Here is a 25,451-nt window from a genome sequence, read left to right as displayed (position 1 = left end):
CCTGGCCGCGATATCGCTTGACAGATATACCCTTCCAATCCAATTTGAGTCGCATATCTATCAATTAGTAGATAGATATAAGTATGGAGCCAGTTGCGACAACCGGAGAACGGGATGCAGGAAGCAGCCGAGTTAGCATCAGAGTTATGATGGCTGCATCCTCCCCTGGCTTGAAGACAAGCGGCAGAATGGGCGATGAGCGAGAATGAAGACGGAAACCCTGATTGTCGGCGGCGGTCTGAGTGGCCTTTACGCCGCCACGCGACTGCTTCAGCAAAAGCAGGATTTTCTGCTGGTCGAGGGCCGCGATCGCATGGGTGGCCGCATTCTCTCCGAGGCGCCTGAAAGCCATGACGGATCCAATGTCCCCTGGGCGTTCGATCTGGGCCCGACCTGGTACTGGCCGGACCAGCCGCGCATGGCCCGGTTGCTCCGGGAACTGGGTGTCGAGAGCTTTCAACAATTCAGCAGCGGCGCCTCGCGGTACGAAGATCCGCAGCGCGGGGTGGAGACTTTCAGAAACCCCGGCATGACCCCGGTCAGCCTCAGGGTCGCGGGAGGTATGGCCCGCGTGATCGACGCGCTCACCGGGCGCCTGCCGCCAGAGCGTCTCCGGCGCTCGAGCCGGGTCACGGGAATCACCAAAAACGGCATAAAGCTTGAGGTTTCCCTGCAAACGGCTGGCGAAACCCAGGTCATCGAGGCAGAACGGGTTCTGCTCGCGCTGCCGCCGCGCGTGGCTCTGCGGTCCATAAAACTTATCCCTGCACTCCCCCAGAACCTGCGCGAAGCCCTGATCGCAATCCCGACCTGGATGGCGGGGCATGCCAAGGTGGTCGCCGTTTACGATCGGCCGTTCTGGCGGACGCAAGGCCTCTCGGGCCATGCTTTCAGCCATGTGGGACCGGCCATGGAGATCCACGACGCTTCGCCGCCGGAAGGGCCCGGTGCGCTCTTCGGCTTTCTGGGCATTCCCGCCGAGCAGCGCCGGAGCATCGATCCGGAAGCTCTGCGCTCCGCCGCAACCGCCCAGTTCGAGCGGCTGTTCGGACCGGAGGCAGCACAGCCTAAGGCACTGTTTTTAAAGGACTGGGTCGAGGATCCTCTGACCGCCACGGCGGATGACCTCGCCCCGCTCACCAGTCACCCCCGTTATGGTTTACCCCCTGCGGCGCAGAAGATCTGGGACGGACAGCTGGTCTTCTGCGCGACGGAAGCCGCATCCCGTCAGGGCGGCTTTCTCGAAGGCGCTCTGGTCGCGGCGGAGGAAGCAACGCCTTAACCGGATGCGGCGCTTTGTTCTTCGGTTATCCCCATTTGACGGCACTGGCTTGGGCAGAGTTTTTCTCCACTGAACTCCCTATAACATCGCCTGCAAAACGGGCCCCGCCGTGCTAGACTCCTTTTCGTTATGACATACAAATGCCACAGCAATCGATGAAGATGATGCAACAACAGGATCACAAGAGCCTGATCGCCGATTTGAGTCCGGCACAGCTAAAAGAGCTCATTGCCCGCTCGGACCTGCCGGGCCTGCGCCAGTTGGTGTTGCATTGGGGTGCGATCCTCATTTTGGGTGGTCTGATCCTGCTGGAAGTGCCTTTCTGGTCCCTGCTGATCCCGCTCCAAGGCATTCTGATCGTCTTTCTCTTCACCGCGCTGCACGAGACGATCCACAAGACCGCTTTCAAGAGTCCCGCCCTGAACAAGCTGGTCGCGACCGTCAGCGGGTTCCTGCTGCTCCTGCCGCCGGACTGGTTCCGCAGCTTCCATTTCGCGCACCACCGCTATACCAACGACCCGGCACACGATCCGGAACTGGCGAAGCCAAAGCCGGACAGTCTCGGCGCATATCTGCAGTATCTCTCCGGCCTACCGGTCTGGGCGTCGCATCTGCGGACTCTGGTGATCAACGCGGCGGGCCGCAATCGCGACGCCTTCGTGCCGCCCAAGGGCACCGCCAAGATCACGCGCGAAGCCCGTCTGTTCCTCGCGCTGTACGCTGGGTTGGCCGTGCTTTCCCTGGCTCTTCAGTCCGATGTCCTCATCTGGGTCTGGCTGCTGCCCGCCCTCGTTGGGCAGCCCTTCCTGCGCGCCTATCTGCTGGCCGAACACACGGGCTGCCCGCAGGTCACCGACATGCTGGCCAACAGCCGCACGACCTTCACCTCGGCACTGGTGCGCTTTCTGGCCTGGAACATGCCCTACCACGCGGAGCATCACGCCCTCCCCGCCGTTCCCTTTCACAAGCTGGCCCAGTTCCACGCGCTGACCGCGCCGCACCTGAAGGTCACGGAACAGGGCTATGGAAAGTTTCATTTGAAACTATTGCGGAGTTTCTCGGGGCGGGGAGACGAGGCCGCCGGGCATCGCTGACAGATCTGCGCCGCCGCCTTCTTCATCTCTCTCTTTAAATCGAGTTCGACCGCAACAATCGGATAGCGGGTCAATAGAGCCGCCGGTTAACGTCTGAGCCGCTTCGCAGGGGAACCGGCTCATGAACGTCATCGACCGCTTAACGCAGGCCGCGTATGGCCTGCATATTGCCGACCAGATTGCGCTGGTCGCCGTTCCGCTGGTCGCCGCCCTGGTCTTTCAGGCCTCGCCCGAAACCATCGGCGTGCTGGTCGCCTGTCAGGCGATGGCCCACCTCTTGGGGTCGATCCCCTCCGGCATCATCGTCGACCGGCTGCAGCCGCGATCCGTCGCGATCGCAGCTACGGCGATTTCGCTGACAGGCTTTCTCGGGGTCACAGTCAGTGTCACCCTGGCGAACCTCCCTCTCTTCGCGATCACGATCCTCCTGTCCGGCTGCGGTATCGTGCTCTTCGTGCTGGTCGCCCTGTCGATCATCCCGAAGGTCGTGAAAGCGGAAAACCTGGCACCGGCCAATGCGCGGATTGAGATTCCGCGCGCCGTCGCCTCCTTCGCCGTGCCACTTGCCATCGGTCTTCTCGTCGACGGGGAAGCCGCCCGGCTGGTCTTCGGGGGCGCCGCCCTCTGTGCGTTCGGCGCACTCGCCGTGACGCTGAAGCTTCCCAGGTTGCCGGAAGCGCCGCAAAAAAGGGAAAAGCTGTTAAAGATGGTCCTGGAGGGCGGCGCGCTTGTGGTCCGGCACCCTCTGCTGCGCCCGATTGCCGCCTGCGCGATCTTTTGGAACCTGGCCTTCGCCGCCCTATTGGTGGCCATGGTCCCCCTGATCCTGGACCACTACCGTGCGGATCCCGGCGTTTTCGGAATTGCCCTCTCGGCCTTCGGCGGCGCAGCCATTATCGGGTCCTGGTTATCGAGCCGTTTTTCACACCGGATTTCGCCCAACATCATCCTGCTTTTCGGTCCGGGCAGCTCCGTTCTGGCCATCCTTGCCTTGCTGGCCATTCCTCCGAACGGCCCCGTCGAGGCCATTTACGCCAGCTTCTTTCTGCTCGGCTTCGGGCCCTCCATGTGGCTGATCGTGCAGAACTCCATCCGCCAGTTGGTCACCCCGGCGCAGATGCTCGGCCGGGTCAACGCGGTGATTCAGACCGCCATCTACGGTGTGCGACCCCTCGGCGCGCTGGCCGGCGGAGCCATCGTGGGCGCGGCATCTCCGGGCGCCGGTATTCTGTTCGTTGTGCTGGCATTCGGATGTTCACTGGCCGCGGCTTTGTTCAGCCAACTGCGCGCCGTGCGAAGTTATGGCGCGCTCCAGATTGAGGTGACCCGACAGTGATTAACTGTCGTTTGATCTTGAGAAGGCCGTTACACTCGCCCGCAATTTGAGCCACTCCGACTCCAACAGTTTGCGGCCCGTCATGTCAGACCTGAACAGCGAACTCGCCCTCGTCACCACCGACCCGCGTGTGCTGGGTGCCGTCGTGGCCGGCGTCGCGACCCTGGCGGTCTTCACCGCCAGCAAGGTTTACGACGTCTGGGTGACCGCCAAGGTCAAGCGCGACAGCAAGCGGCGCCTGATCAACGCGCTTTACACCGAGATCGGCCATAACAAGGAGGAACTGATCAAGGCGGTGGAGAAATCCCCCTCGACGGCAGCCCTGATGCGGGCCCTGGCGGAGGATGACCGGCGCACGGTGCATATGGTCTATGCCCGCAACATGCGGTTTTTCGAGGACCTGAAGGGCGAGCTTCACGTGCTGCCCTCTGCGCTTCTGGGACATACGGTGAAATTCTACAACTGCCTGGAATCGGTCTACGCCCAGATGGATGGTTTCGAGCGCGAAAGCTTCAAGACCATGACCCCCGCGGGCAAGCGGGCCACCATGGAAAATCTGATCGAAAAGATGCTGGAGGCCACGGCGCTGGCCAGCCTGGCCCGGGGCCAGTTCGAGGCGCACTTCGATCATTTACGGGATTGAGGCGGAAACGGGGAGATGAAGCGCCAAAGCCTGCTTAGCTTGGGCTGAACACAAAGCGGCCCGACTCGGGTCAAAGGCCGTGCTTTTGGTTAGTTTGGGCTGGACGCATATCGCGTCGAGCTGCATTCTCAATCCCATCCGAACGCGTTGTGCTTCGCAAACGCCGCCTCGGATCGGCTCTCGAATAAGCTTACTCAATAGAACGCCACACGCTTTAAACGCCATGCTTTGGTTAGTTTGGGCTAGACGCCCCAGGGCTGCGGTCCTTTAAACATCGTCGCCTCCGGCTTTGCTCAAAAACGCCTGCGGGAAGCAGGATAACCACCAAACATTGCGCTTTTATAGCATATCGGCGGGTTTTCGTCTAACCGCCTGCTCACAGGTGATGCTTTTCGCTGTAACTTCAAGATGATAGCCTTGGCAGACCCGGTGCCAGACGGACAGGCGCCAGCGCCTCGTCCACCTCTGAAAAGGAGATAACAGCTTGAAAATCATTGCAGTTGGCGCCGAGGGCGATATCGGCCGTGCGGCCTGCGGCGAATTGTCCGCCCGGCACGAGATCATCAGGGTGGGGCGCAGCAGCGGCGACATTCAGGTCGATATCGCAGATCCGGCCTCGATCGAGGCCATGTACCGCAAGGTGGGCAAGGTCGATGCGGTCGTCTCGACCACCGGCGAGGTGCATTTCGGCCCCTTAAGCGACTTCACCCATGAGCAGTTCATGCTTGGTCTGACCAACAAGGTCATGGGGCAGGTCAATCTGGTGCTGAGGGGCCTGGACTACGTGAGCGATGGCGGATCCTTTACCCTGACGAGTGGGGTTCTCGACCGCGATCCGATCCGGATGGGCACCGGCGCCGCGACGGCGAACGGCGCGCTCGGCGGCTTTGTGGTCGGGGCGGCGGTCGAGTTGCCACGCGGCCTGCGGATCAACGTGGTCAGCCCGGGTCTTCTGGAGGTCTCCGAAGAACGCTACGGCAGCTTCTTTCCCGGCCACGAGCGGGTGCCTTCCGCCCGCGTCGGACGCGCCTACGCCAAAAGTGTCGAGGGCGTGGTGACCGGACAGGTGATCATCGTGGAGTGACCGCATCAGGCTGCCACGGCAAAGGCCACCCCCTCTTCTAAGTCGGCCCCTTTCCACTGGGGAACAGGGGATCGCCTCTCCTTAAGCCTGATAAGCGCCGGCGGAGTAGGTCAGCTCATAGCCGTGACTGTAAATCTCGAAGACAATCCCGAAGGGATCTTCGACATAGACCATGCGGTAGGGCTTCTCTCCGGGAAAGTACTCCCGTATGGGCATCCGCTGTTTGCCGCCATTGGCGACGATCCGTTCGACCAGACCCTCGACGTCAGGATCCTGAATACAGAAGTGGAAGAGGCCGGTGCTCTTGTAATCCAGATTGTTCTCGGGCGTCCGGTTGCCCGTGAATTCGAATATCTCTATGCCGATACGGTCCGCTGTCGAGAGATGGGCGATGCGCAGCGACTCCCATCCCGCCCCCAGCACATCCGTGCACATGACGCCGACGGCGCTGTCATCTTCAACGACTTCGGTCGGCGGCATGATGACGTAGAGTCCCAACACCTCCGAATAGAATTTCACGGCGGCGTCGAGGTCGGGAACCGAGAGGCCTATGTGGGAAAAGCTCCTGGGCTGCGGCAACATTTTTCACTCCTTTCGTTGCAGTGACCCACCAGATTTAGGCAAAGCTTTTCAAAATGAAAAATTATCATATGTTATAATATCCATAACATAATTTTACCTTCCCATGATCAATGCCAACTGGCTGGAAAGCTTCATCACCCTCACCGAGGAAGAGAGTTTCACGAAGACGGCAAAGCGGCTGAACATGACCCAGCCCGGGGTCTCGCAGCAGATCAGAAAGCTGGAGGAGCAGATCGGCGCGCCGCTGCTCCAACGTATCGGCAAGGGCTTTCTGCTGACCGACGCAGGTGAGGATCTGCGCGTGTTCGGACTGCGCCGCCGGGAGGAAGAGGCCCGCCTGCTCGAAACTCTGGGCCGTGACGATCCTCATTCGGGGACCGTTGGCATCGCGGCTTCGGGAAGCTTCGCAAATCTGCTTTACCCGGCGCTGCTCCCCTACCTCGCCCAGCACCCGGATCTTTGCCTGACGCTGCAGGCGGCCCCGGAACGGAGCGTGATCGAGGCCGTGGCGGAGGGGACGCTCGATCTGGGCGTGGTCAACAGTGATCCCGAGCAGAAGAGACTTCTGGCCCAAAAGATCGGAGAAGAAGAGCTCTGTTTAATCACGCCGTCAGCTGCCGGGCCCGGCACACCCGGATGGATGGATCTGGAGCGGCTCGGTTTCATCGATCATCCCGACGGACAGGCCTATGCGGAACAGTTGATGCCCGGCAATTATCCCGCGTTCGAGGGTGCCGGGTCCCTCCGCCGGCGTGGCTTTGTCAATCAGATCAACCAGATCCCCGCCTCGGTCGCCGCCGGGGTCGGCTACACGATCCTGCCCCGCAGCGGCATACTGACCTTCCCGCGCGCAGAGGATCTGTCCATCGTGGACCTTACGGTGCCCCATCGACAGGCGCTGTGGCTGATCACGCGGGCGGGACGCAAACTCCCTGCGCGATGCCGCTGGGCCGAAGAAGAGATCAGGAGACTGGGGGCGGGTTTGTGCTTGTGGGTCTCCAGTCCGGAAACGGAATCTGTCGACTAACCCTTCCGCGCCAAGCAGCGTAAAAAAACACAACTAAGGTCAGGATCCATTAACTCTCACTCCGCCAAGGTCGGCTGTGCGGGATGGAGTTGCCGATCCATCTTTGCCTTAAAGGGTGAGCTTTGTAGCAACCTGTAAGAGAGGTCGTCACTTAGGTTTTATACACGAACTTGCCCAAGCCGCTATGCCTCGTACGCTGAACTGCCGGCATTTGGAAGAGGAACGCGTCACGCGACCGTGCGATGCAGATGTTCAGCCTTGGCATCCCGCGGCACGCGTTTCGGCGCTATGAACGCGGTCGCAACTTCGCGTACCTGGCTCAAACCTGCATCACGCTTGTCAGCATTGTGGTCACCTTCAACATCAAAGATCAGATGACTTTCCACATCTGCAATCCCGCAGTAGGCAAAGGTGCCCACGTCGATCTGTGTACGCATCGCTACATCGTATCCGTACTTCTCGTAGGTGGGCTGCTTCGACCCCGCGATCCCAATGAGTACGGTAGGTTTGTTGCCGAGCAACGACGACTTCGCGCCCTTGCCCCGATCCTCCACACCGTCACCGAACTTGTAGGCCCATCCTTGCGTGAACACCCGTTCTATCCACCCCTTCATCAGCGCCGGCATGCCCCACCAATAGACGGGAAAGACGAAGGCGAGTCGGTCGGCCGCGTTCACGCGCTGATGGGCGGCTGCTATCTCTGGCGGAACTGGGCCGCCCCAGAAATGCGCATGATCATCTTCGGTAAAGCGGGGATCGAACCCTTCCTGATGGAGGTCGAGAATATCAACGTCATACCCAGCCTCAACTAGAGGAGTGTGGAACGCGTTCATGACTGCGGACGGATACTTTGTCTGGAAGGGGTGGGCGAAAACCGTCAGCAGACGCATCAGATCAGTTCCCTTACCGTTCGCTCGATTCGTTCAAGAGAACTGCTGCGGCGGTTCGTGCCACATGGATGGCACCAACTCCGCGATAGCTTGCAGCGGCGACCGCACCCTCGAACAGCACCAGCATGGCTTCCACCGCGTTGCCGTCTCCGGTTTCCGACCGCACCAGACGCGTGATCAAGAGATGCAGTTCCTTGCGGTACACTGTCACCTCGGCCGCAACCTCGTCGATGGAGGTGCCCGCATCGCTCAGAGCGCGCAGGAACAGACAGCCTCGCGCCCCCTCCGACTCGGACCAACTGGCCAATTGGGCAAAAATCTCGTCAATGCTTGCGCCATCCAGGGCGGAGAAAAACCGTTGACGCCGGTGAGCCAACACCGCTGCCATCAGGTTGTTTTTATTTCCCAGGCGTTTGTAAAGCGTTCTGCTTGACACGTTCGCAGCGGCGGTAAGTTTGTCCATTCCTGAGGCAGTGAAACCGTTATGATCAAAGCTGAATTCAGCCGCAGAAATGATTCGTTGTTCGATGTCCATTACCACATAGTAAAACGATCGTTTTACTATATCAAGCGGAATATGCTACGTTATTCCCCGACCGCTCAGCGCTTAAATGCGATGTGTCGGTCAAGATCGGCTCATTGCCGTCATCCGACGCTTTTCGTCAGTCTATGGGTCTTGACCCTGGATCGTCTGAAGAGAGGCCTGTTCAGAGTCCAAGCGCCGCACGGAAACCCTGCACGACAGCCTCTTCGTCCCGGTGGCGGCCATCCTGCACCACCCAGTGGCCGCCGACCATAACATCGCGGACGGGGTTGAGATTGCCGGCGAAGACCGCCGCGTCCAGCAGCAGATCGCCTTCCTTGCCGAGCAGGCAGGGCAGATCGGGATCCAGAACCACAAGGTCCGCGCGGGACCCGCTGTCCAGGTGTCCGATCCTGCGGCCCAGGGCCTGCGCGCCGCCGAAGAGCGCGTCGCCGTAGAGCGCCGCGCCGACCGAATGCCCCTCGCCCGGCGGACCCAGCAGGTTGCGGCCCCGGTGGATCAGGCGCTGGCCGTACTCGAGCCAGCGCAGTTCCTCGACCGGGCTGATGGAGATGTGGCTGTCCGAACCGATGCCCCAGGCGCCGTCCTGGGCGAAGTAATCGACCGCGGGAAAGAGGCCGTCGCCCAGATTGGCCTCGGTGGTGGGACAGAGCCCGGCCACCGCGCCGGAGTCCGCCAGCCGCGCGGTTTCCTGCGCGGTCATATGGGTCGCGTGGATCAGGCACCAGTGGCAGTCGACCGTGAAGTTGTCGAAGAGCCAGTCGATCGGGCGGCGGCCCGACCAGGCCAGGCAGTCCTCGACCTCCTTGAGCTGTTCGGCGATGTGGATGTGGATCGGCGCATGGGAGTCGAAGCCCTTCACGCCCGCAAGAACAGCCGTCAGGGTTTCCGGCGTCACGGCGCGCAGGGAATGGGGCGCGAAGCCGATCTGGGCCTGCGGGTCGCCGGCCGCATCCTGGAACAGGATCTCCAGCAGCTTCAGGAAGCGCTCCGGGTCATTGAGAAAGCGCCGCTGCCCCTCGCCCGCCGCCTGAGCGCCGAAGCCGCCATAACCGTAGAGCACCGGCAGCTGGGTAATCCCGATCCCCGTGTGCCGGGCCGCAGCCATGACCCGGCGCGACATCTCCGCCAGGTCGTCGTATGGCTGGCCGTCCGGCCCGTGATGCAGGTAGTGGAACTCTCCCACCGCCGTATAGCCCGCCTTGAGCATCTCCACATAGAGCTGGGCGGCAATGGCCTGGGCCTGTTCCGGAGTCAGGCGTCCGACGAAGTCGTACATGACCTGCCGCCAGGTCCAGAAGGAATCGTCGCTCGGCCCGCTGCGTTCGGCGAGACCCGCCATGGCGCGCTGAAAGGCATGGCTGTGCAGGTTCGGCATACCCGGGATCACCGGACCTTTGCAGCGATGGGTCCCCGCCGGGATCGCCGCCTCCATGACGCCGCGATGCACGCCGTCGATGTCGCCCTCGCCGGAGAGGTCGAAGAGGACATGATTGGCCCAGCCGTCCGGCAGCAAAGCCGTGGGCGCAAAGACCGAGGTCGCGTCTGAAAGGGGAGCTGAGGTCATTGTGATGGGAAGCACCAGATGAAAAGGAAAGATCTCGCCGTCGTATCGCGAACCTGAAAGGCAATTTACCGCAATTCAGATTTATGGGGAAACCCGCCCGCAGAGAATGGCACAATCAGCGAGACACCGCGACTGCAAAGTTGTATATACAACTGAAATCAAAAGACGAAACGAACCGCTGCGTGACGGCAAGGAAGAAAATCATGTGGGACCGGCTCTGGATCAACGCCCGATTGGCCACCATGACGGAAGGCGCCGCCTACGGTGCGGTCGAGAAGGGAGCCATCGCCAGTGCGGATGGCAGGATCGCCTGGGTGGGTCCGCTGGCAGAACTGCCGGACAGGCCCGCCGCGCTTGCGCGGGAAGTCATCGACCTGGAAGGCCGCTGGATCACGCCGGGACTGATCGACTGCCACACCCATCTGGTTTACGGCGGCAACCGGGCGCGGGAGTTCGAGCTGCGCCTGGAGGGCGCGAGCTACGAGGAGATTGCCCGCGCGGGCGGCGGCATCCGCAACACGGTCAAGGCCACCCGCGAAGCCAGCGAGGAGGAACTGCGCGCGGGTGCCCTGCCCCGTCTGAAGAGTCTGCTGGCCGAAGGCGTGACCACGCTCGAGATCAAATCCGGCTACGGCCTGAACCTGGAAACCGAACTGAAGCAACTGCGCGTCGCGCGCAGTCTGGGCAAGGACCTGCCGGTCACCGTCTCCACCACTTTCCTGGGCGCTCATGCTCTGCCGCCGGAGTTCGAGGGCGACAGCGACGGCTACATCGACGCGGTCTGCGCGATGATGCCGGAGGTCGCGAGCTCGGGCCTGGCGGATGTGGTCGATGCCTTCTGCGAGACCATCGGTTTCTCATATGAGCAGACCAAGCGGGTCTTCCAGGCGGCGCGCGACAACGGCCTGCCGGTCAAGCTGCACGCGGACCAGCTCTCGGACCTCGAGGGTGCGAAGCTCGCCGCCGAGTTCGGCGCGCTCTCGGCGGATCATCTGGAATACACTTCGGAGGCCGGCGCGCAAGCCATGGCGGAGGCCGGGACCGTCGCCGTCCTGCTGCCCGGCGCCTTCTACTTCCTGCGCGAAACCAAGCAGCCGCCGCTCGAAGCTTTCCGCAACGCCGGCGTCCCCATCGCGCTCGCCACCGACAGCAACCCCGGCTCCTCCCCCGCGACCTCGCTGCTGCTGATGCTCAACATGGCCTGTACTCTTTTCCGTATGACGCCGGAAGAGGCTCTGCTCGGTGTGACCCGCCACGGCGCACAGGCGCTGGGGTTGCGGGAGAGCCGGGGGACACTAGAGGTCGGTAAGGTTGCGGATCTTTGCATCTGGGACATCGAGTCCCCGGCGGAACTGGCCTATAGGATCGGGTTCAATCCGCTGGTGACGTCCGTGAAGGACGGGCGCGATGTGGAATGTTGCAGTTCCTGACACACAGATCTGTGGCACTGTTCCACCGTCGTCGCGCGATGAGCTCGCTACTCACTTTGGGCACTTGCCTCGGTGCAACTTGCAGAGTGTTTCACCAGAATCTTCGATCTTGATAGCAGGATAGCAAGCACCAAAATCGGGTAGAGGTGCACCTTTCGCGAGCGTAAGCTTCGGTGCGAATTGATGGCAGTTTCCGACGGGTAGGCGTGTTTTCTTCAGAATAGTAAAGGCGCTCGGAAAACGCTCGATTCTATCCTTGGGCATGTCTTCTGGCGGCTTGCGATTTGGATCGCTTTCCTGAACCGTAATGAATGTGTTGCCGAGTTGAAAAGTCAGATCGTATCCGGTGGCTTTCAGGACCCCTTGATCGAGCAGCTGCGCAAAACCTGCGTTTCTTGGGAGTGTCTCGCGGCGCTCCGCATGCCCCGTCGTGACGACAGCCGCAGGATCAATATTCACGACTCCGCCGGGAAAGGTCTTCTTGAACTTACGAAGTAACGGCGCACCGGGACCCTCACTGGTCAGTGGGATGGCATTAGCGAAGGGCGCATCATTATCGATCCTCAGAGACGGCAAGGAGATCGTGCCGACTGTGGCATTTGATACAACATGGTCCGGGGCGCGTTCCGTCAGCGCCGTTAATGCCCGCACAGATCTTTTTGAACGAGGCTCGTCAAGGTTTGTGAAGTAGGGCAAACACTCGGGCTCTTGCGCAAATGTGATTTTTTCATCAGGAACTCCGGTTACACCGCTCGCAATCTTCACGCGTTCTTCTCGTTTTCCAATCGAAAATGGCGATCCGACGATTACATGAGAGAGCCGATCGACAGCACCTGAAAACCTCCAGACGGTGCCGCGCAAACCCGTTACCGCAACAGCAAGTTTTTCTTTGCCTGGCTCAATCTTGACTTGCGCCACAACAAGCGTTTCCTCACCGTCATCAAGCGCTATGTTTGCCAGCGCGCGGCCAGTATGAGTGTTAGTGCTTATTAGAATAAGCGTTTCATCCGAGGTAACTCTCGGCAAGCTACAGGCTTGGAGTTGTGCGCGGTATGTCTCTTCAGCTCGTTGCTCGGAGCGCCTCTTCATCATTTCCGCATTTGCCTGCTTAACTTTTGCAGCGGCAACTGCAATTTCATCCTTATCGATAACATCATCGCCGTTTGAATCGAGTTGTCCGAAAGCCACGAGAACAGCGGCACCGAATTCTTCGCGCGACACTCTCGCGTCGCCATCGCGATCGAGACTCAGAGGTACAAAATCGGATTTGCTTGGTTGATTACCCTTACGTTCCTCATACTCGGCAGATGCGGCTATTGCATCTTGCATGGTGAACCGTTCGGCATCCTGACCAAGCCTGAGCAAAATCGTTTCGGATATTTTCTTCTGCACCTTCGCAAGTTGCTCAGGTGTCGGCGTGATTGGGACACCGTCCACCGCAAAACTTTTGAGAGCTTTGTAGCGCGCGACCTGTTCAATCTCGTCTCGGGTTACAACCAAATCGCCATCAAGGTCGTAGGGGAACCAGTGACCAGACAGATAAAGTCCGCGATGTCTTGCCGAATGCAGGCGCGTACTGAGATTATAGTCTTGCTCGGAAATGCCCTCCACACCATCAACCTCGGAGTGCCGGAAAAGGTTATCCATGGCATCCAGGAGAGCCTCCTTGGTCGGTGCTCGCCTGACTTGGCGATAAACACTTTGCCAAACCCAATCGGCACCGCTCACCCCGAGGGGAGAAGACTTTTCGGCCGTCACAGAACTTGTTGGAGTCATGGCGGCGGCGGTCAGAATCCCAAACAAGCACTTGCGCATTTTCAACCTCCGGATTGCTTCCTGAGGTTGTAGATAAACTGCAGCGGTGAAGATTGTGTGAATTTGACATCTGAAAAAAACAGCCATGCATTCAAGAGGCATTATGCTAAAATATTGGCCGGAATAGACGTCATCTAAGACTCCCAACCCAAGCCCACCGCAAAGGCGTCGCTTACCGTAATTGACCATTCTCTCAAGCGATCGCTTTGAGCCCCTGCTCAACCTCAGGCGCGCCAATGGGTCTGAACGCACATCGCGATCAAACCCATCGGCGACAGCTCAACAGGTCTTGGGTCAGTGGGCCGTCATCTCCTTTACAATCTCCTCGCCGCTCAGCGCGGAGGGATAGTAGGTGGGCCAGTTGGTCACCTCTTTCAGAAGCGCGGCCCGGTCGTCACCCCAATAGAGATGGTAATGATCGGCGGCCTCGGGCGCGATGCGATGATCGCTGAACTGGATGAAGTCCGGCGCGCCCTCGTCACCGCCGGCTTTTTTGAAGATGTAGCGGACGCCGCGGTTACCGGATTTGTAGGTCAGGATCTCATAGCCGTCGCTGAGGTATTTGCCTGCGACGCTGCCCTCCTTTTCGGAGAAAGTGACGCTGTCGTCCTTGATCACGATCCGGTCGACCTCGGTCTGGTAGCCGGTCATGTAATAGGCATGATACTCCTGCGCGGTTTTTTTGCCATGCGCTGCCTTATGCTCCATGACCGGGTCCAGGGTTCCGTCCTGCAGATAAGGGAAGACGGACTGCCAATCACCCGCCCAGTCGGACAGTGTCCGGCTCTCGATCTGACTGTCTTTAAATATGCCTTTGTAGATATCGTCGGAGCTGTGCTTTTCGGCATGACTGTGGTTGTGGCTTGAGGCTTTGTCGGCTTTTTCGCTGCTCTGCGGCTGGGCCTGCAGGGCGAAAAGAAAAACCGCGCCCGCAGCCAGGGCGCAGATAGGCTTGGTGAGTGCTGTCCGCATGCGATGAGACCTCTGCTGATTGTCGAGATAAGCTTGGAAATATAAAACGTTATAACGTTACGTTAATAATCCTGATATCTGATTTTCCAGGCTCCGGCAAGCGGCAAAAAGAGGTCTGCGGGGACCTCTGTGGAGTCGTGACCGGAATCGCCTATCGGGTCGGCCTCAGTCCGCTGGTGAGCGCGGTGAAGGACAGGCGGGATGCGAGGTTGAGACGATAAAACACTGCACTGAGGCCGTTTCAGTCATCCATCGTTTGCGGAAGGAGCTGTGTGGAATCGCCTTCTTTTACCGACACATGAACCCGGTCTGGCCAAGTCTGTCTCAACTCGGCAATCAAGGTTCGGGCCAGACTCACCCAATCGGCATGTTCTTCGTTTTGATAAACACGAACTCCAACACCGTAGCCAGGCATTTGATGCTTGAAATCGTTGTGCTTCCAACGCTGCTCATCAGTGGCGATAGTAGCCCCGGGCTCTCGACACATGTTGAGTGACAGCAACTTGACCGAGTCCGTGCTTTCACTGCGCCCCTTTTGGATCGAAAGCTCATGTCTTTCGGCAAAGCCTTGATAAAATGCTTCCAGGTCAGGCCAGTTTTCGATCGGCAGGTCAAGGTCGATGGTTACCTTTGGACTGATCGAGGTAAGTCCGTCACGCAACACGTTGTGACATGAACGATCCTTTGGCCAAAAGACAGTGAGTGGCCCAGCAATGAGCAAAACACCCACGCCGCCAACGAGTAAGCGCTTGAGCGGTTGATAGGATTTTCTATGTTCCGACTGGCGAGTCGACAAAACTATTTCGAGACAGAATGCAAATATGACAGTGCTTGTCGGCACCGAAACTAAGAACCAAGGCCAAGCCCTCGTGAGGTATTGAATATAGCCTCCGGGATCACTGAAAAACAAAACCCCGTTCGGCACCATGCCAAAAAAGGTGCCGACCGGCATCGGTGCAATGAAGAGACCCGAGACGACTGCGGCGCAGTAAACTTTAGCAGTTGAATACCGAATGCGCCGACGCACAAAGACCGCTATTATCAAAGCACCCAAGAAAATCGGAAGCGCATAGAACAACCAGAGCGTAAACATAGATCTTCCGGCTTTCTCACGTGGAATTGATAGACCCGCATATTCTGCTTGAACAGACACCTCTCCGGAACCAAATCGAGATCGCCCAGTTTTCCCAGAAGAAGAGCTTAGTCTTATACTATCGGCAAGAGCAGCAGAAGGCAGGAGCGAGCCACCTCGTCAGACCAAATCCCCACAGTCTTCCGTCACATTCATCTTCGCAATTCCTTAATGCCGCCTCTCCAGTATCGGGCAAAAGATACGGGAGATGGAGATGGGAACCTGGGCCGCGGGTAGTTTTGGCAACGACACGGCGTTGGATTTTGCGGACGAACTCAAAGACTTCGCGGCACTGTGCGAGACCCTTGTAAAATTCGGAAAAAATACCGACGAACTGGACGCAGACGAAGCGTCGACCGCACTGGCGGCCTGTGATCTGCTCGCGGTGGCCATCGGGCGTCCGCCAGCCGACCTGCCCGATGGGCCGGATTTCAGCAAGGAAGAAGTTCCCGACAATCTGCTGGACAGCGCCAAAGCGATCGTTCAGCGGGTCCGCGAAACGTCGGAGCTGGCCGAACTCTGGTCGGAAGAAGACGATGCCGAATGGCAAGCGGAACTGGAGAACCTGCTTCTGCGCCTCACCCCGTCAGCGCCCACCAAAGCGCCGGCAAGGGAAGAACAGCCGGAGATACCGGACGACTTTCTGGGCCATTGCTATCTTTGTTCCGGGCCGGTCATCGAACGGGACGGCATCAACTTCGAATACACGATGCAAGGGGGCGGCACCCTGTCGATCCATCCCCATCGCAGTTGCATCGAGAAATTGATTCCCGGGCCGCATTGGAACGAGGACGGGTCGCCGAGCGAGAACACCAGAAAACGGCTCATGAAAGACATGGGGTTTGTGGTGTGACCAAGGTCTGCTTAAGGAGCCTGTGAATGCAGGGTCATATTTTGATTTTCGCAAACCCTGTCCAGTTCGGTGACATTACATACGCACGAACCAAGACCTAACCCTTATTCTGCTGACCGTTGTTCTGAGTTCACATAAATGCCAGTTCGTCTCATGGGCGGCACTGAAGCCGAAAGACGTTTTTACAGATCAAGGTCTCTCCTGTTTCCTCGATCATGATCCTGGGGTGACAACCCAGAAATGTGGGCAGAGGCACGCCACGTGCTAAGGAAAACCTAGGGACCATGTCATCACAAAGGCTGGCGGGCATTTCTATTTTCTGTTTGATCAGAAACTTGCTTGGGAAGCGGCTCACTTTATCGGCAGGAACGTCATCCGGCACCGCTTCCGCACCCCCCTCTTCAATCGTATAACGTCGTTCTCCAACCCAGTAGGAAAGAGAATAGCTTACGGCCTCCAAGGCGCCTTGATCCAAAAGCTGAGCAAGTCCCGCATAACTGGGAAGAACGTCAAGGCTGCGAGCTTTACCATTTGCAACGACCCTTGCCGGATCGATGTCTATAATGCCCGATCGGTACCGGCTCATAAATCTTTGCCGAAGCGTTTCACCAGGGCCAGTGCTCGGCAACATCAACCTGTCATCCAAAGGCGCATTTCGCTCAGTCGTCAAGGAGGGCACAAAAACGGTGTTCTTCTGCATGACCACCGACACGTGATCCAACGCACTGCCCGTCAAGCGCTTGAGTGTAGCGTCGACTTTTTTTCTCTCGCGGTCTTCCGGCTTTGAAAGAAACGGCAAGCAGCTAGGGGATTGCGCAAATGTCACCTTGTTCGCTTCGACTCCCGTCACACCGGACGTCACGACGGCTTCAAAATCAAGCGCATTCGTTTCCGTCTGCTGCCGCACGCCGGATCCAACAATAATGTGCTCGACGCGGTCTACAGCACCCGAAATACGCCAAATCGTACTGGCAGAACCGGTCAAGGCCAGAACCAGTTTTGCCTGCCCTGGTTCGACAACGATCTGTTCAACGAGCGCCGCATCCTCATGATCACCGAGCACTATATTTGCGACGGCATTTGAGTATCTGGCACTCACAAGAGCGAAGATATGTTCCGGTGACACCTTTGGCAGCTTACAGTTTCTGAGTGTGTACTGGACCCCCCGCGCGGCTCTCCTGGCCTTGAGTTCTTTATCATACGACGCCTTGAACGCCCGCCTTTCTCTCTCTGCAACTGCGAACTCGTCAGCGTCAACGAGTCCATCTCCATTGCTGTCGATCCTGGCGAAAGCCTCCAGAACAGCCGCATCGAACTCGGCACGTGAGACACGCAAGTCATCATCCCGATCAAGCGACATGAACGAGCGGATTGCACCCAAGACACCCCGGTGTACACCTGTCTTCTCCTCCATTCTGGCAGCGAGCATTACCGCCTCAGAGAAGTCAATTCCGTCGCCGATCTCACCTAGATTTTTCAGAGTATCTGCAACAGCTTCGCGCTCTAATTCCGCAAGTTGCTCAGAAGTAGGCAGAATGCGAACACCCTCCACGGAGAAGTTTTTAAGCACCCTATTGCGGCTAACGGCCTCTACTTCTTGATGCGTCACGATTTGATCACCGTCAAGATCGTAAGGCAACCAATGTCTATTCAAGAAGTCGTTACGGTATTTTACGCGAGCCAGTTGAAGACCCAGGTCATAGTCCTCTTGTGAAATGCCATCCACGCCATCCTGCTCATACTTACGGTATACTGCATCCATATGCTTGAGGATCGCGCTTCGGACCGGTTCCTGCTTCGTGCGCGCAAATATCCTTTGCCAAAGCCAGTCTTCCCCACTGACCATGGGGCGGAAGTCATCCTCCGCAAGCGTAGGATTTGCCGGTATCAAGGCAACAGCAGTCAGAATCCCAAATAAGCACTTGCGCATTTTTCCCTCCGGATTGCTTCCCAGGGTTGTGCTTAAAGTGCGGCAATGAAGATTGTGTGAATTTTGAGATCCGAAAATTACAGATAGATTCAAGGGAAATTGGTCTGAAATGCAGGCTGCCTCGAAAAAGTGTAGTCGCAGAACTCTCATTCGGCGCACAGGGACAGGTCTTCTTTTGCGTGCACCTGAGCAACCGTGTTCAGTCGGTAAGACCTACCCGCTTTGCTTCTAAGCTTTGCCTTTTGACCAGGCTTGTCAGACCGCGCGCTAAACAAACTGATGATGGATCTCCGGAACAAAGGTCTGGTCGTCCATTGGCGGCCGTACGTAGCCGGCTTGCTCAGGCCGTTCTTCCAGCTCAATCTCTTCGGGCATGACGTCCTCGTATGGAATCATGGAGAGCAGGTGACTGATGCAGTTGAGGCGGGCATGCTTCTTGACGTCGGAAGCCACCACGTACCACGGCGCCTGTTTGATGTCGGTATGGGCGAACATGGTGTCCTTGGCCTTTGAATAGTCGACCCAGCGTTTCCGGCTTTCCAAATCCATCGGGCTCAGCTTCCAGCGCTTCGTCGGATCCGTCAGCCGCTTTTGAAAACGGCGTTCCTGCTCTTCGTCACTGACCGAAAACCAGTACTTGATCAACTGAATGCCCGCGCGCACCAGCATGCGTTCGAACTCGGGACAGCTGCGCATGAATTCCTTGTATTCTTCGGCAGAACAAAAGCCCATGACGTGCTCAACACCGGCACGGTTGTACCAGGAGCGATCGAAGATGACGATCTCGCCGGCGGCCGGCAGGTGCGGGACATAGCGTTGGAAATACCACTGGGTTTTCTCCCGTTCGGTCGGCGCCGGCAAGGCCACGACCTGACAGATGCGCGGGTTCAAGGCTTCGGTGATACGCTTGATGGTGCCGCCTTTACCCGCCGCGTCGCGGCCCTCGAAAACGATGGCCACACGATGACCGGTGTGTCTCACCCATTCCTGCAGTTTGACCAGTTCGATTTGCTGCCGGCCCAGTTCTTTTTCGTAAGCGGCATTCGAGACCTTTTTCACCTCCCCGGCCTCCGGGTTCTTTGACTTGGGCTCAGCGTGATTTTTTGTGTTTTTTGACATTGTCGCTGCCTCCTATCTTTGCCGTCATGGCAACACAGCCCTTGCCGCGGGGTCAAGCGCGACAGTGCCGCCGGGTCGGCTCAGGGGTCTCCATCCGGATATTCGAGGCCAAGACTTTACCTGGGCTTGCGGGTGGGCTTGCGGGAAATCACGAAGAGCCCGGAGGAGACCACCGCGAGCGCGCCGATCGCGGTGTGCAATTGAAGCTGCTCCCCGAAGAATACCACTGCCAAAATCGTCACGAAGACGAGCTGCAGGTATGAGAAGGGTTGGACGATACTCGCCTCGGCCACGGCATAGGCGCTGATGAAAAGATAGTGTGCCGTTCCCGCAACGATACAGAGTAACGTTAAAACCACGACCTCCTGACCGCTCAAGGGATGCCAGTTCCAGAGTCCGATCGGCGTGAGAACGACCATACCCACGATACTGGTCCAGAAAAACGACGTCGCCGAGCTGTCGTCGCGCGACACCAGGCGAGTCAGCAGAACGTAAGCGGCAAAGACGAGGCAGGCGGCCACCGCAATCAGCCCGTAAGGTGAAAAAACGCCGAACCCGGGTCGCAGGATGACCAGCACGCCGACGAAACCAGCGGCAATGGCGAGCCATCGCTGCCAGCCGACTTTCTCGCCCAGCAGCGGGCCGGAAAACGCCACGACCAGCAAGGGCGCAACCGCAAAGATCGCGTGGGTTTCGATCAGGCCCAGCAAGACGAAGGATGTAACGATCAGACAGATTTCCGCCGCAAGCAGAACGCCGCGTAAAAGCTGAAGGGACAACCTGGAACTGCGGATGGTATGACGAAGGCCGCCCGGCTGCCGGCTCGCCAGAAACACGGCCAGCGCAGCCATGAACCAATAGCGGATGGCCGTGATCAGAAAGACGCTATGATGGCTTACAAGATGCTTGGAGAGCGCATCCTGAACGGCAAAAAACAGCATGGTCACGCAGATCAAGAAAACGCCGAGAGCGTTGTTTTGTTTTTCCCTGAAGGTGATACTGCTCACCAGTTTCGGCTTCCCAATGATCCAATGATCCAAAAATATCGAACGACTTCTACCTTCAATCCAGCGCGCGCACCACGCTTTTGCAACCTCGCTTTCCGAAGCCGGTTGCGGCAATGCGACACGCACAGAGGTCTTCACAGAGACCTGACGAGCCCCTATCCTCCGGCAGTTTTTCCCGGCGCCGCAGGAGCAGGTGATGAAGTTCAGCCACGTCAGCCTGGTCGCCCGCGACCGGGACCGGCTTGCGGATTTTTATACAGCGGTCTTCGAGTGCGAGGACAGAGTCGAGCGCTGGACGATGTCGGGCGAGCAGGTCTCAAAAGGCAACGGCGTCGCCAACTCCAAAATTTATGCGGCCTGGTTGAGCCTGCCCGGTGCGGACGACCAATTTCTGGAAGTCTTGCAGTATGAGAACTTCGAAGACCGTCCAACTCCAGCGGTCAATCAGCCGGGCCTCGGACATCTCTGTTTCGAAGTCGAGGATATTCATGCCACCTCCGCCGCAATCCTCGCGGCGGGCGGAGCGCCGTTAGGCGAGGTTACCGATCTGGGGACGCCGCAGTCGCCTGTTCTCTGCGTCTACCTGCGCGACCCTGAGGGAAATGTTCTCGAGCTGGAGCAGCGGTAGAGCCGGTCCCGCTTACTTGAATCCAGTTCGGTCCGGCACTTCGATCACGGGCGTCAGGCCAGTTGATCGCGTTGAACAAGAGCGGGATTGGCAACTTCACGTCCAGGCTACCGGTTGTTCCGGCTCAGCCGGCATGTAGAATTGCATCATGAACACAGAAGAAAATCAGGCACAGATAACCTACCTTCCGGACGAAATGGACCTGGAGCGCGTCTGTGATTTCGTTATGTCTTCCTATTGGGGTTTGAAGCTCGATAAGGCTCAGATTATGGGATCTTTTGCACATTCGTCTTGCGTAGCACTCATGACCGGCGATACGCAAATCGCGTTTGCCCGTGCCGTTTCAGACCGGACAACCTGTGCGCACATAAAGGATTTTTTTGTGTTCGATGGTTTCAGGGGCAAGGGTTACGGAACACACCTGCTCACGGGGCTTTTGAAGCATCCTGACCTCTTGGCTGTACCACAGTGGTACCTGGGAACGAAGAACGCTCACGCATTTTACCGGCGGCACGGATTCAAGCCTTCGCCAGAGGGCATCTACATGTACCGGCATCTCGCACGAACTGTCTAAAGGATCGTGAACGACCGGGCTCGATTCAAGTCAAAGTCAGATTTCGCCCGCGTCGCAGCTCCCGGTAAATGGCCAGGTTCGCGGGAAGGCGCATAGCTGTTCCTATTCCATGAACAAAGCCAGGTCAGTGTCTTTCCTCTCCCCAGTCATCAGCTTAATGATCGTAGCGGCACTGAACGGCGGTCCCGCTGCACTTCAAGGTCTTACCCGTATCGGTGATGTAGATCTTCGGATGGCAGCTTCCAACCTCCGGCAGGGGAACGCCGCTCGCCAGAGTCAGCTTGGGAAAGACGCCGTTGCAGTGTCCCGCTGGCATGCGCATTTTCTTGCGGATGGTGAAGGCGACGGGAAAGCGGAGAACATCGTCTTCCGAGATATTGCTCGGAAGGATGTGCTTGCCATCTTCCAGAATGGTGTTGAAATGAGGCCCGACCGGATAGGTCAGAGCGTAGGCCGTTGCCTCCAGGGCACCTTCATCGAGAAGCTGAGCCAATCCGGCGTGACCCGGCAAAACCCGGCGCCGTTCAGCCGCGACGTTGCTGACGATGTCCGCCGGATCGATGTCGACGATGCCGCCCGGAAAGAAGCGCGCAAATTTACGCCGCAGCGACTCACCGGGGCCACTGTCGGGTAGGGGCAAAAGATCCGCGTAGGTTTGCACCTCCTCGATCGTCATCGAGGGCAGCGAGAGCCGGCCGAATCTCTCCGCGACCAGCACGCTGTCAGGCGAGCGTCCGGTGAGGCGTTCTATTGTCCGGTCGACCTGTTTTCTTGCGCGGTATTCTTCGGAGGAGAAGTAAGGCAGGCAATCGGTGCCATTTGCAAAGATCACCTTTTCGGCAGGCAGCCCCGTTACCCCGGACGCCTCACCGCCGATCAGAACCTGCGCTATCCGCTCAACCGCCCCGGAGAACTGCCAGACCGTATCGGGATGATCCGTAATCGCGACCACTATATCGCCCTGGCCCGGTTCGATATGGATTTGTTCGACATGCGTCACGTTCTCTTTGTCACCCAATGCGACATTCGTCAAAGCGCCGCCGGGACGCGAATGGGTGTTCAAAACCATAAAGGTGACATCACGAGGCACCTGGGGCAGGCTGCATTCTCTGAGTTTGGCCTGAAATCTCCGCTCGTTGGCCTCTTGGCGCTTTTTGTCCTTGCTGGCTCGCTGCGCAAGGGCGCGCTCCTCCCCGGCGATCTTACCGTCGCCGTCCCGGTCGAATGTCGCGAAGGCACGGACAACCGCGGCGTCGAACTCCGCACGCGAGACGACCCGATCGCCATCCCGGTCCAGGTCCAGCGGCACCATCTGCTGATTGCGACGTTGCCGCTGGCTGTCTGCGATGAGCGCATTTGCGGCAGCGTTCGCATCCTCCATCGTGATCCGTTCGGCGCGGGAATTGTAGTGAGTCATAACCCGGTCGACGATCTCGCGCTGCGCCGCCAGGAGCTGCGGTTCGGTGGGTGTAATCCGGGCGCCCCTGGACGTGAAGTTCTTCTGCGCTTGCGCACGTGCAACCCGCTCAATCTCCGCACGCGTCACCACGAGATCGAAGTTCAGGTCAAACGGCAACCAGTGTTTCATCAGAAAACTCTGACGCTGTTGAATGGCGTCCAGATTTACACTCAGTTTATAGTCCTGCTCGGAAATACCCTCGACACCGTCAACCTCGGACCGCCTGTAGACATTTCCAAGCGCCTTGACCATGTCAGTCTCACTCTGCACATGCCGGAGCTGTTCATAAACCATATGCCATAGCTGCTCTTCGCCGCTGGACGCAGAAGCGGTCTGCGCGACGGTCTTCGACCCACTTGCCGGTACCAAAGTCAGTGCAATCAGAACCGCAAACCCGAGACCACGCATCTTCCAACTCCTCAGAGCAGCAAATCCACTCGCATTTTCCCAACGCGCTTCCGGCGCCGCTTGCGGCAGTGCGAGCCCGGGCTGCCGCCGGTCAAGCTTGTTTCTCATGACTATCGTTCCTGCGGACAGGTGCCGCGGTCCGGTTCCGGCACACCAGGCGTCTTGACAAAGTACGGACCGCCCAAGCCACAGAGGTCGGCGGGCATGCGAAATTTTTTCAGAACCCGGTAGTGGGACGGAAACCATATGATCTCCCGGTCGGACAAGAATGCCGGCCCTGCAGAACCGGGCTTCATTCCACGTGTCACCCGACTGTTCCCGAGAAGATAACTGACGTTGTAGGCGGCAGGCTCGATCGCACCTTGATCTAAAAGCTGGGCTAAGCCGGCTTCACCGGGCAGAAGGTCTCGGCGGTCGGCATTCCCGTTCGTGACCACGGTCGCGGGATCGACATCCACGACCCCCATGGGATTCTCCCCCTTAAACCTGGCCCACATGAGGGCGCCGGCGCCGCCGTTATCCGGCAGATTCAAGAGGTTCTCGGTGTCTTGCGTTTTGTCGAGCTGCATCGATGGCAGAGCCAGTGTTCCGGCACCGGCGTCAAACGAGCTATGACCGGGCTCCCGTCCCGCCAGCTGCAGGAGTGTGGCGGCGAGCTGCTTCTCTTGCGCTTTTTCGGCCGAGGCGACATAAGGCACGCAGTAAGGCGCCTGCGCAAAGGTCACCTTCCCGGATTCGATACCGATGACGCCCGCGGCCTTGACGTTGTCGGGATCGCGCTTCGAGCGCGGTGGGGATCCGACGATGACATGCGCAACACGCTCGGTCGCACCCGAAATCCGCCATATCAAAGCCCTGCTGCCGGTCAATGCCAGAACCAGCTTTTTCCGACCGGGTTCTATTGTGAGATGTTTGTAGCGGGCCGTTTCTTCCTGATCGTCCAACACGACGTTTGTCAAAACAGTACCTGTGCCGGCGCTGACAAACAGGAACTCCTGCTCCGGAGCAATCTCCGGCAGCCGGCAGTTTGCGAGCTGTCGCCCCGACATCGGTCTACTCTTCTGTCTCTGCGCTTTTTTTCGTCCGGCCATCTGCATGGTATGTAGCCTTTCGCGCGCGCCGGTCAGTTCTTTGTCGTCGATTTCGCCATCGGCGTCCCGATCGATATCGGCGAAGGCTCTTCGCACGGACGCATCAAACTCGGCGCGCGAGACCATCCCATCTCCGTCCAGGTCCAGATCAAGCGGCACAAACGACCGCTTCAGGCTCTCCGCCCAGTCAGGCTGGGAATTTGGATCACCCATGGCGTTTGCGTCCTTTATCGAGATTTCATCCGTCGCGCCCTTGAAGTACTTGAGTATCTCTGCCGCTATCTCACTCTGGATCTGAGAGAGCTGCTCCTGCGTCGGCATGACCAGGGGAGACTTTTGGGCAAAGCTCTTGAAGGCGCGAGAGCGCGCAACCAGGTCAATCTCTTCGCGCGTAACCACGAGATCTGAATTGAGGTCATATGGAAACCAGTGGCGCGTGACAAAATTTGTCCGCTGTCGGACCGACTGTTGCTGTACTCTTAAGTCATGATCCTGTTCGGAAATTCCCGGGACACCATCCATCTCCGCCTTCGTGAAGAACGGAGCGAAAGCCTTCACCATCTCGGGTTCGGTCTTGGTCCTGCCCGCATGCCGAAAGACCTTCTGCCAAACCCAATAGTCACCAATTCGTTCGGAGCTTGTCTCCGCGACAGCTTTCGGGCCATCACCGGATACTGCCGCCACCCCAATCAGAACAGCAAAAGCCAAGCCACGCATCCACATCCCTCCAAACATCTACCGGTTGTAGATAAGACATAGGCGTGAAGAATGGGTGAATCTATAACTATGGAAAAGTCGAGATAAATTTTCATTCAAATCAAAGATGGTTCTTAAAATTTTCGGATATCTCTCAGAGGCTTACCCGGCAGCGTTCCCGCTCTCCTCCTTCATATGACTCGAGGGGCTGACTTCACGCAACAAGCGCATCACCACTACTGGTTCATTTTGAGCGTTTGGAATAAAACGAGCTCGTCTTGCATCCGT

22 protein-coding genes and 1 pseudogene are annotated in these 25,451 nt (G+C 58.3%); 10 read left to right on the top strand and 13 right to left on the bottom strand.

Annotation, left to right across the window (positions count from 1 at the left end):
- Positions 1 to 205 precede the first annotated feature (205 nt).
- The 5 genes from FKG95_RS04440 (at position 206) to FKG95_RS04420 (ending at position 5,439) form a co-directional block, all read left to right on the top strand.
- A complete protein-coding gene (locus tag FKG95_RS04440; protein ID WP_142895069.1) occupies positions 206 to 1,282 on the top strand; it encodes a flavin monoamine oxidase family protein in 1,077 nt (358 codons plus the stop codon).
- 140 nt (positions 1,283 to 1,422) lie between these two features.
- A complete protein-coding gene (locus FKG95_RS04435) occupies positions 1,423 to 2,376 on the top strand; it encodes a fatty acid desaturase (protein WP_218940059.1) in 954 nt (317 codons plus the stop codon).
- A 121-nt stretch (positions 2,377 to 2,497) separates the two neighbouring features.
- The gene (locus FKG95_RS04430; protein ID WP_142895068.1) at positions 2,498 to 3,712 is read left to right on the top strand and encodes an MFS transporter; all 1,215 of its coding nucleotides are present in this window, start codon (positions 2,498 to 2,500) and stop codon (positions 3,710 to 3,712) included.
- A gap of 82 nt (positions 3,713 to 3,794) precedes the next feature.
- Entirely contained in the window at positions 3,795 to 4,355 is a 561-nt protein-coding gene (locus FKG95_RS04425) for a hypothetical protein (protein WP_142895067.1), read from the top strand.
- Between the two features lie 484 nt (positions 4,356 to 4,839).
- Positions 4,840 to 5,439, top strand: a complete 600-nt coding sequence (locus tag FKG95_RS04420; protein WP_142895066.1) for a short chain dehydrogenase — start codon at positions 4,840 to 4,842, stop codon at positions 5,437 to 5,439.
- 81 nt (positions 5,440 to 5,520) lie between these two features.
- On the opposite strand, the gene FKG95_RS04415 is transcribed toward FKG95_RS04420, so the two are convergent.
- Entirely contained in the window at positions 5,521 to 6,021 is a 501-nt protein-coding gene (locus FKG95_RS04415) for a lactoylglutathione lyase family protein (RefSeq protein ID WP_142895065.1), read from the bottom strand.
- Between the two features lie 103 nt (positions 6,022 to 6,124).
- Here FKG95_RS04415 and FKG95_RS04410 point away from each other — a divergent pair, with 103 nt between their 5' ends.
- Positions 6,125 to 7,048: a LysR family transcriptional regulator gene (locus tag FKG95_RS04410; protein WP_142895064.1), complete on the top strand. Its 924-nt coding sequence runs from the start codon at positions 6,125 to 6,127 to the stop codon at positions 7,046 to 7,048.
- A gap of 227 nt (positions 7,049 to 7,275) precedes the next feature.
- On the opposite strand, the gene FKG95_RS04405 is transcribed toward FKG95_RS04410, so the two are convergent.
- The 4 genes and pseudogenes from FKG95_RS04405 to FKG95_RS04395 all read right to left on the bottom strand — a co-directional run bounded on the left by FKG95_RS04405 (position 7,276) and on the right by FKG95_RS04395 (position 10,049).
- Positions 7,276 to 7,938, bottom strand: a complete 663-nt coding sequence (locus tag FKG95_RS04405; protein WP_142895063.1) for an NAD(P)H-dependent oxidoreductase — start codon at positions 7,936 to 7,938, stop codon at positions 7,276 to 7,278.
- A gap of 13 nt (positions 7,939 to 7,951) precedes the next feature.
- Positions 7,952 to 8,326: a hypothetical protein gene (locus FKG95_RS04400; protein ID WP_246116674.1), complete on the bottom strand. Its 375-nt coding sequence runs from the start codon at positions 8,324 to 8,326 to the stop codon at positions 7,952 to 7,954.
- Positions 8,327 to 8,473, bottom strand: a pseudogene (locus tag FKG95_RS30420) (TetR/AcrR family transcriptional regulator); the annotation flags it as partial. It lies immediately after the preceding gene.
- 172 nt (positions 8,474 to 8,645) lie between these two features.
- Positions 8,646 to 10,049, bottom strand: coding sequence for a formimidoylglutamate deiminase (locus FKG95_RS04395; protein ID WP_142895061.1), 1,404 nt, complete (start codon positions 10,047 to 10,049; stop codon positions 8,646 to 8,648).
- Between the two features lie 203 nt (positions 10,050 to 10,252).
- On the opposite strand from FKG95_RS04395, the gene hutI reads away from it, so the two are divergent.
- Positions 10,253 to 11,479, top strand: coding sequence for an imidazolonepropionase (hutI, locus tag FKG95_RS04390; protein ID WP_142895060.1), 1,227 nt, complete (start codon positions 10,253 to 10,255; stop codon positions 11,477 to 11,479).
- 51 nt (positions 11,480 to 11,530) lie between these two features.
- Here the strand turns inward: hutI and FKG95_RS04385 are convergent, their stop codons facing one another.
- The 3 genes from FKG95_RS04385 to FKG95_RS04375 form a co-directional block, all read right to left on the bottom strand.
- Complete coding sequence (locus FKG95_RS04385; protein ID WP_142895059.1) at positions 11,531 to 13,294, bottom strand: EF-hand domain-containing protein; 1,764 nt, start codon at positions 13,292 to 13,294, stop codon at positions 11,531 to 11,533.
- Between the two features lie 294 nt (positions 13,295 to 13,588).
- Positions 13,589 to 14,266, bottom strand: coding sequence for a ZinT family metal-binding protein (locus FKG95_RS04380; protein ID WP_142895058.1), 678 nt, complete (start codon positions 14,264 to 14,266; stop codon positions 13,589 to 13,591).
- A 241-nt stretch (positions 14,267 to 14,507) separates the two neighbouring features.
- Positions 14,508 to 15,359, bottom strand: a complete 852-nt coding sequence (locus FKG95_RS04375) for a hypothetical protein (protein WP_142895057.1) — start codon at positions 15,357 to 15,359, stop codon at positions 14,508 to 14,510.
- Positions 15,360 to 15,612: 253 nt separating this feature from the next.
- On the opposite strand from FKG95_RS04375, the gene FKG95_RS04370 reads away from it, so the two are divergent.
- A complete protein-coding gene (locus FKG95_RS04370) occupies positions 15,613 to 16,251 on the top strand; it encodes a DUF4259 domain-containing protein (RefSeq protein WP_142895056.1) in 639 nt (212 codons plus the stop codon).
- 151 nt (positions 16,252 to 16,402) lie between these two features.
- Here the strand turns inward: FKG95_RS04370 and FKG95_RS04365 are convergent, their stop codons facing one another.
- From FKG95_RS04365 to FKG95_RS04355, 3 genes are all read right to left on the bottom strand, one after another.
- Positions 16,403 to 18,181: an EF-hand domain-containing protein gene (locus FKG95_RS04365; protein WP_142895055.1), complete on the bottom strand. Its 1,779-nt coding sequence runs from the start codon at positions 18,179 to 18,181 to the stop codon at positions 16,403 to 16,405.
- 267 nt (positions 18,182 to 18,448) lie between these two features.
- Entirely contained in the window at positions 18,449 to 19,300 is an 852-nt protein-coding gene (ppk2, locus tag FKG95_RS04360; protein WP_142895054.1) for a polyphosphate kinase 2, read from the bottom strand.
- Positions 19,301 to 19,416: 116 nt separating this feature from the next.
- Positions 19,417 to 20,307 carry a DMT family transporter gene (locus FKG95_RS04355; protein WP_218940058.1) on the bottom strand — a complete coding sequence of 297 codons (891 nt, stop codon included), beginning with the start codon at positions 20,305 to 20,307 and terminating at the stop codon, positions 19,417 to 19,419.
- 196 nt (positions 20,308 to 20,503) lie between these two features.
- Between FKG95_RS04355 and FKG95_RS04350 the strand changes: the two genes are divergently transcribed.
- Together FKG95_RS04350 and FKG95_RS04345 are read left to right on the top strand one after the other, a co-directional pair.
- Entirely contained in the window at positions 20,504 to 20,935 is a 432-nt protein-coding gene (locus FKG95_RS04350) for a VOC family protein (RefSeq protein ID WP_142895053.1), read from the top strand.
- A gap of 148 nt (positions 20,936 to 21,083) precedes the next feature.
- A complete protein-coding gene (locus FKG95_RS04345; protein ID WP_142895052.1) occupies positions 21,084 to 21,509 on the top strand; it encodes a GNAT family N-acetyltransferase in 426 nt (141 codons plus the stop codon).
- Positions 21,510 to 21,663: 154 nt separating this feature from the next.
- On the opposite strand, the gene FKG95_RS04340 is transcribed toward FKG95_RS04345, so the two are convergent.
- Both FKG95_RS04340 and FKG95_RS04335 read right to left on the bottom strand, forming a co-directional pair.
- Positions 21,664 to 23,484 carry an EF-hand domain-containing protein gene (locus FKG95_RS04340; protein WP_142895051.1) on the bottom strand — a complete coding sequence of 607 codons (1,821 nt, stop codon included), beginning with the start codon at positions 23,482 to 23,484 and terminating at the stop codon, positions 21,664 to 21,666.
- Between the two features lie 2 nt (positions 23,485 to 23,486).
- Positions 23,487 to 25,184 carry an EF-hand domain-containing protein gene (locus FKG95_RS04335; protein ID WP_142895050.1) on the bottom strand — a complete coding sequence of 566 codons (1,698 nt, stop codon included), beginning with the start codon at positions 25,182 to 25,184 and terminating at the stop codon, positions 23,487 to 23,489.
- Positions 25,185 to 25,451: the final 267 nt, after the last annotated feature.

The sequence above is a fragment of the Denitrobaculum tricleocarpae genome (assembly GCF_007004665.1).
Lineage (GTDB): Bacteria > Pseudomonadota > Alphaproteobacteria > Kiloniellales > Kiloniellaceae > Denitrobaculum > Denitrobaculum tricleocarpae.
The sequence above is the reverse complement of the archived record's forward strand: the minus strand, read 5'-3'. Positions and strand labels throughout refer to the sequence as shown.

Bases quoted from the DNA above. Each gene is read 5' to 3' on its own strand.
- hutI (WP_142895060.1), top strand. From the start codon at position 10,253: ATGTGGGACCGGCTCTGGATCAACGCCCGATTGGCCACCATGACGGAA.
- FKG95_RS04335 (WP_142895050.1), bottom strand. From the start codon at position 25,184: ATGCGTGGCTTGGCTTTTGCTGTTCTGATTGGGGTGGCGGCAGTATCC.
- FKG95_RS04340 (WP_142895051.1), bottom strand. From the start codon at position 23,484: ATGAGAAACAAGCTTGACCGGCGGCAGCCCGGGCTCGCACTGCCGCAA.
- FKG95_RS04380 (WP_142895058.1), bottom strand. From the start codon at position 14,266: ATGCGGACAGCACTCACCAAGCCTATCTGCGCCCTGGCTGCGGGCGCG.
- FKG95_RS04395 (WP_142895061.1), bottom strand. From the start codon at position 10,049: ATGACCTCAGCTCCCCTTTCAGACGCGACCTCGGTCTTTGCGCCCACG.
- FKG95_RS04410 (WP_142895064.1), top strand. From the start codon at position 6,125: ATGATCAATGCCAACTGGCTGGAAAGCTTCATCACCCTCACCGAGGAA.
- FKG95_RS04405 (WP_142895063.1), bottom strand. From the start codon at position 7,938: ATGCGTCTGCTGACGGTTTTCGCCCACCCCTTCCAGACAAAGTATCCG.
- FKG95_RS04430 (WP_142895068.1), top strand. From the start codon at position 2,498: ATGAACGTCATCGACCGCTTAACGCAGGCCGCGTATGGCCTGCATATT.
- FKG95_RS04385 (WP_142895059.1), bottom strand. From the start codon at position 13,294: ATGCGCAAGTGCTTGTTTGGGATTCTGACCGCCGCCGCCATGACTCCA.
- FKG95_RS04365 (WP_142895055.1), bottom strand. From the start codon at position 18,181: ATGCGCAAGTGCTTATTTGGGATTCTGACTGCTGTTGCCTTGATACCG.
- FKG95_RS04415 (WP_142895065.1), bottom strand. From the start codon at position 6,021: ATGTTGCCGCAGCCCAGGAGCTTTTCCCACATAGGCCTCTCGGTTCCC.
- FKG95_RS04440 (WP_142895069.1), top strand. From the start codon at position 206: ATGAAGACGGAAACCCTGATTGTCGGCGGCGGTCTGAGTGGCCTTTAC.
- FKG95_RS04370 (WP_142895056.1), top strand. From the start codon at position 15,613: ATGGGAACCTGGGCCGCGGGTAGTTTTGGCAACGACACGGCGTTGGAT.
- FKG95_RS04375 (WP_142895057.1), bottom strand. From the start codon at position 15,359: ATGTTTACGCTCTGGTTGTTCTATGCGCTTCCGATTTTCTTGGGTGCT.
- FKG95_RS04350 (WP_142895053.1), top strand. From the start codon at position 20,504: ATGAAGTTCAGCCACGTCAGCCTGGTCGCCCGCGACCGGGACCGGCTT.
- ppk2 (WP_142895054.1), bottom strand. From the start codon at position 19,300: ATGTCAAAAAACACAAAAAATCACGCTGAGCCCAAGTCAAAGAACCCG.
- FKG95_RS04345 (WP_142895052.1), top strand. From the start codon at position 21,084: ATGAACACAGAAGAAAATCAGGCACAGATAACCTACCTTCCGGACGAA.
- FKG95_RS04435 (WP_218940059.1), top strand. From the start codon at position 1,423: ATGCCACAGCAATCGATGAAGATGATGCAACAACAGGATCACAAGAGC.
- FKG95_RS04400 (WP_246116674.1), bottom strand. From the start codon at position 8,326: ATGGCAGCGGTGTTGGCTCACCGGCGTCAACGGTTTTTCTCCGCCCTG.
- FKG95_RS04425 (WP_142895067.1), top strand. From the start codon at position 3,795: ATGTCAGACCTGAACAGCGAACTCGCCCTCGTCACCACCGACCCGCGT.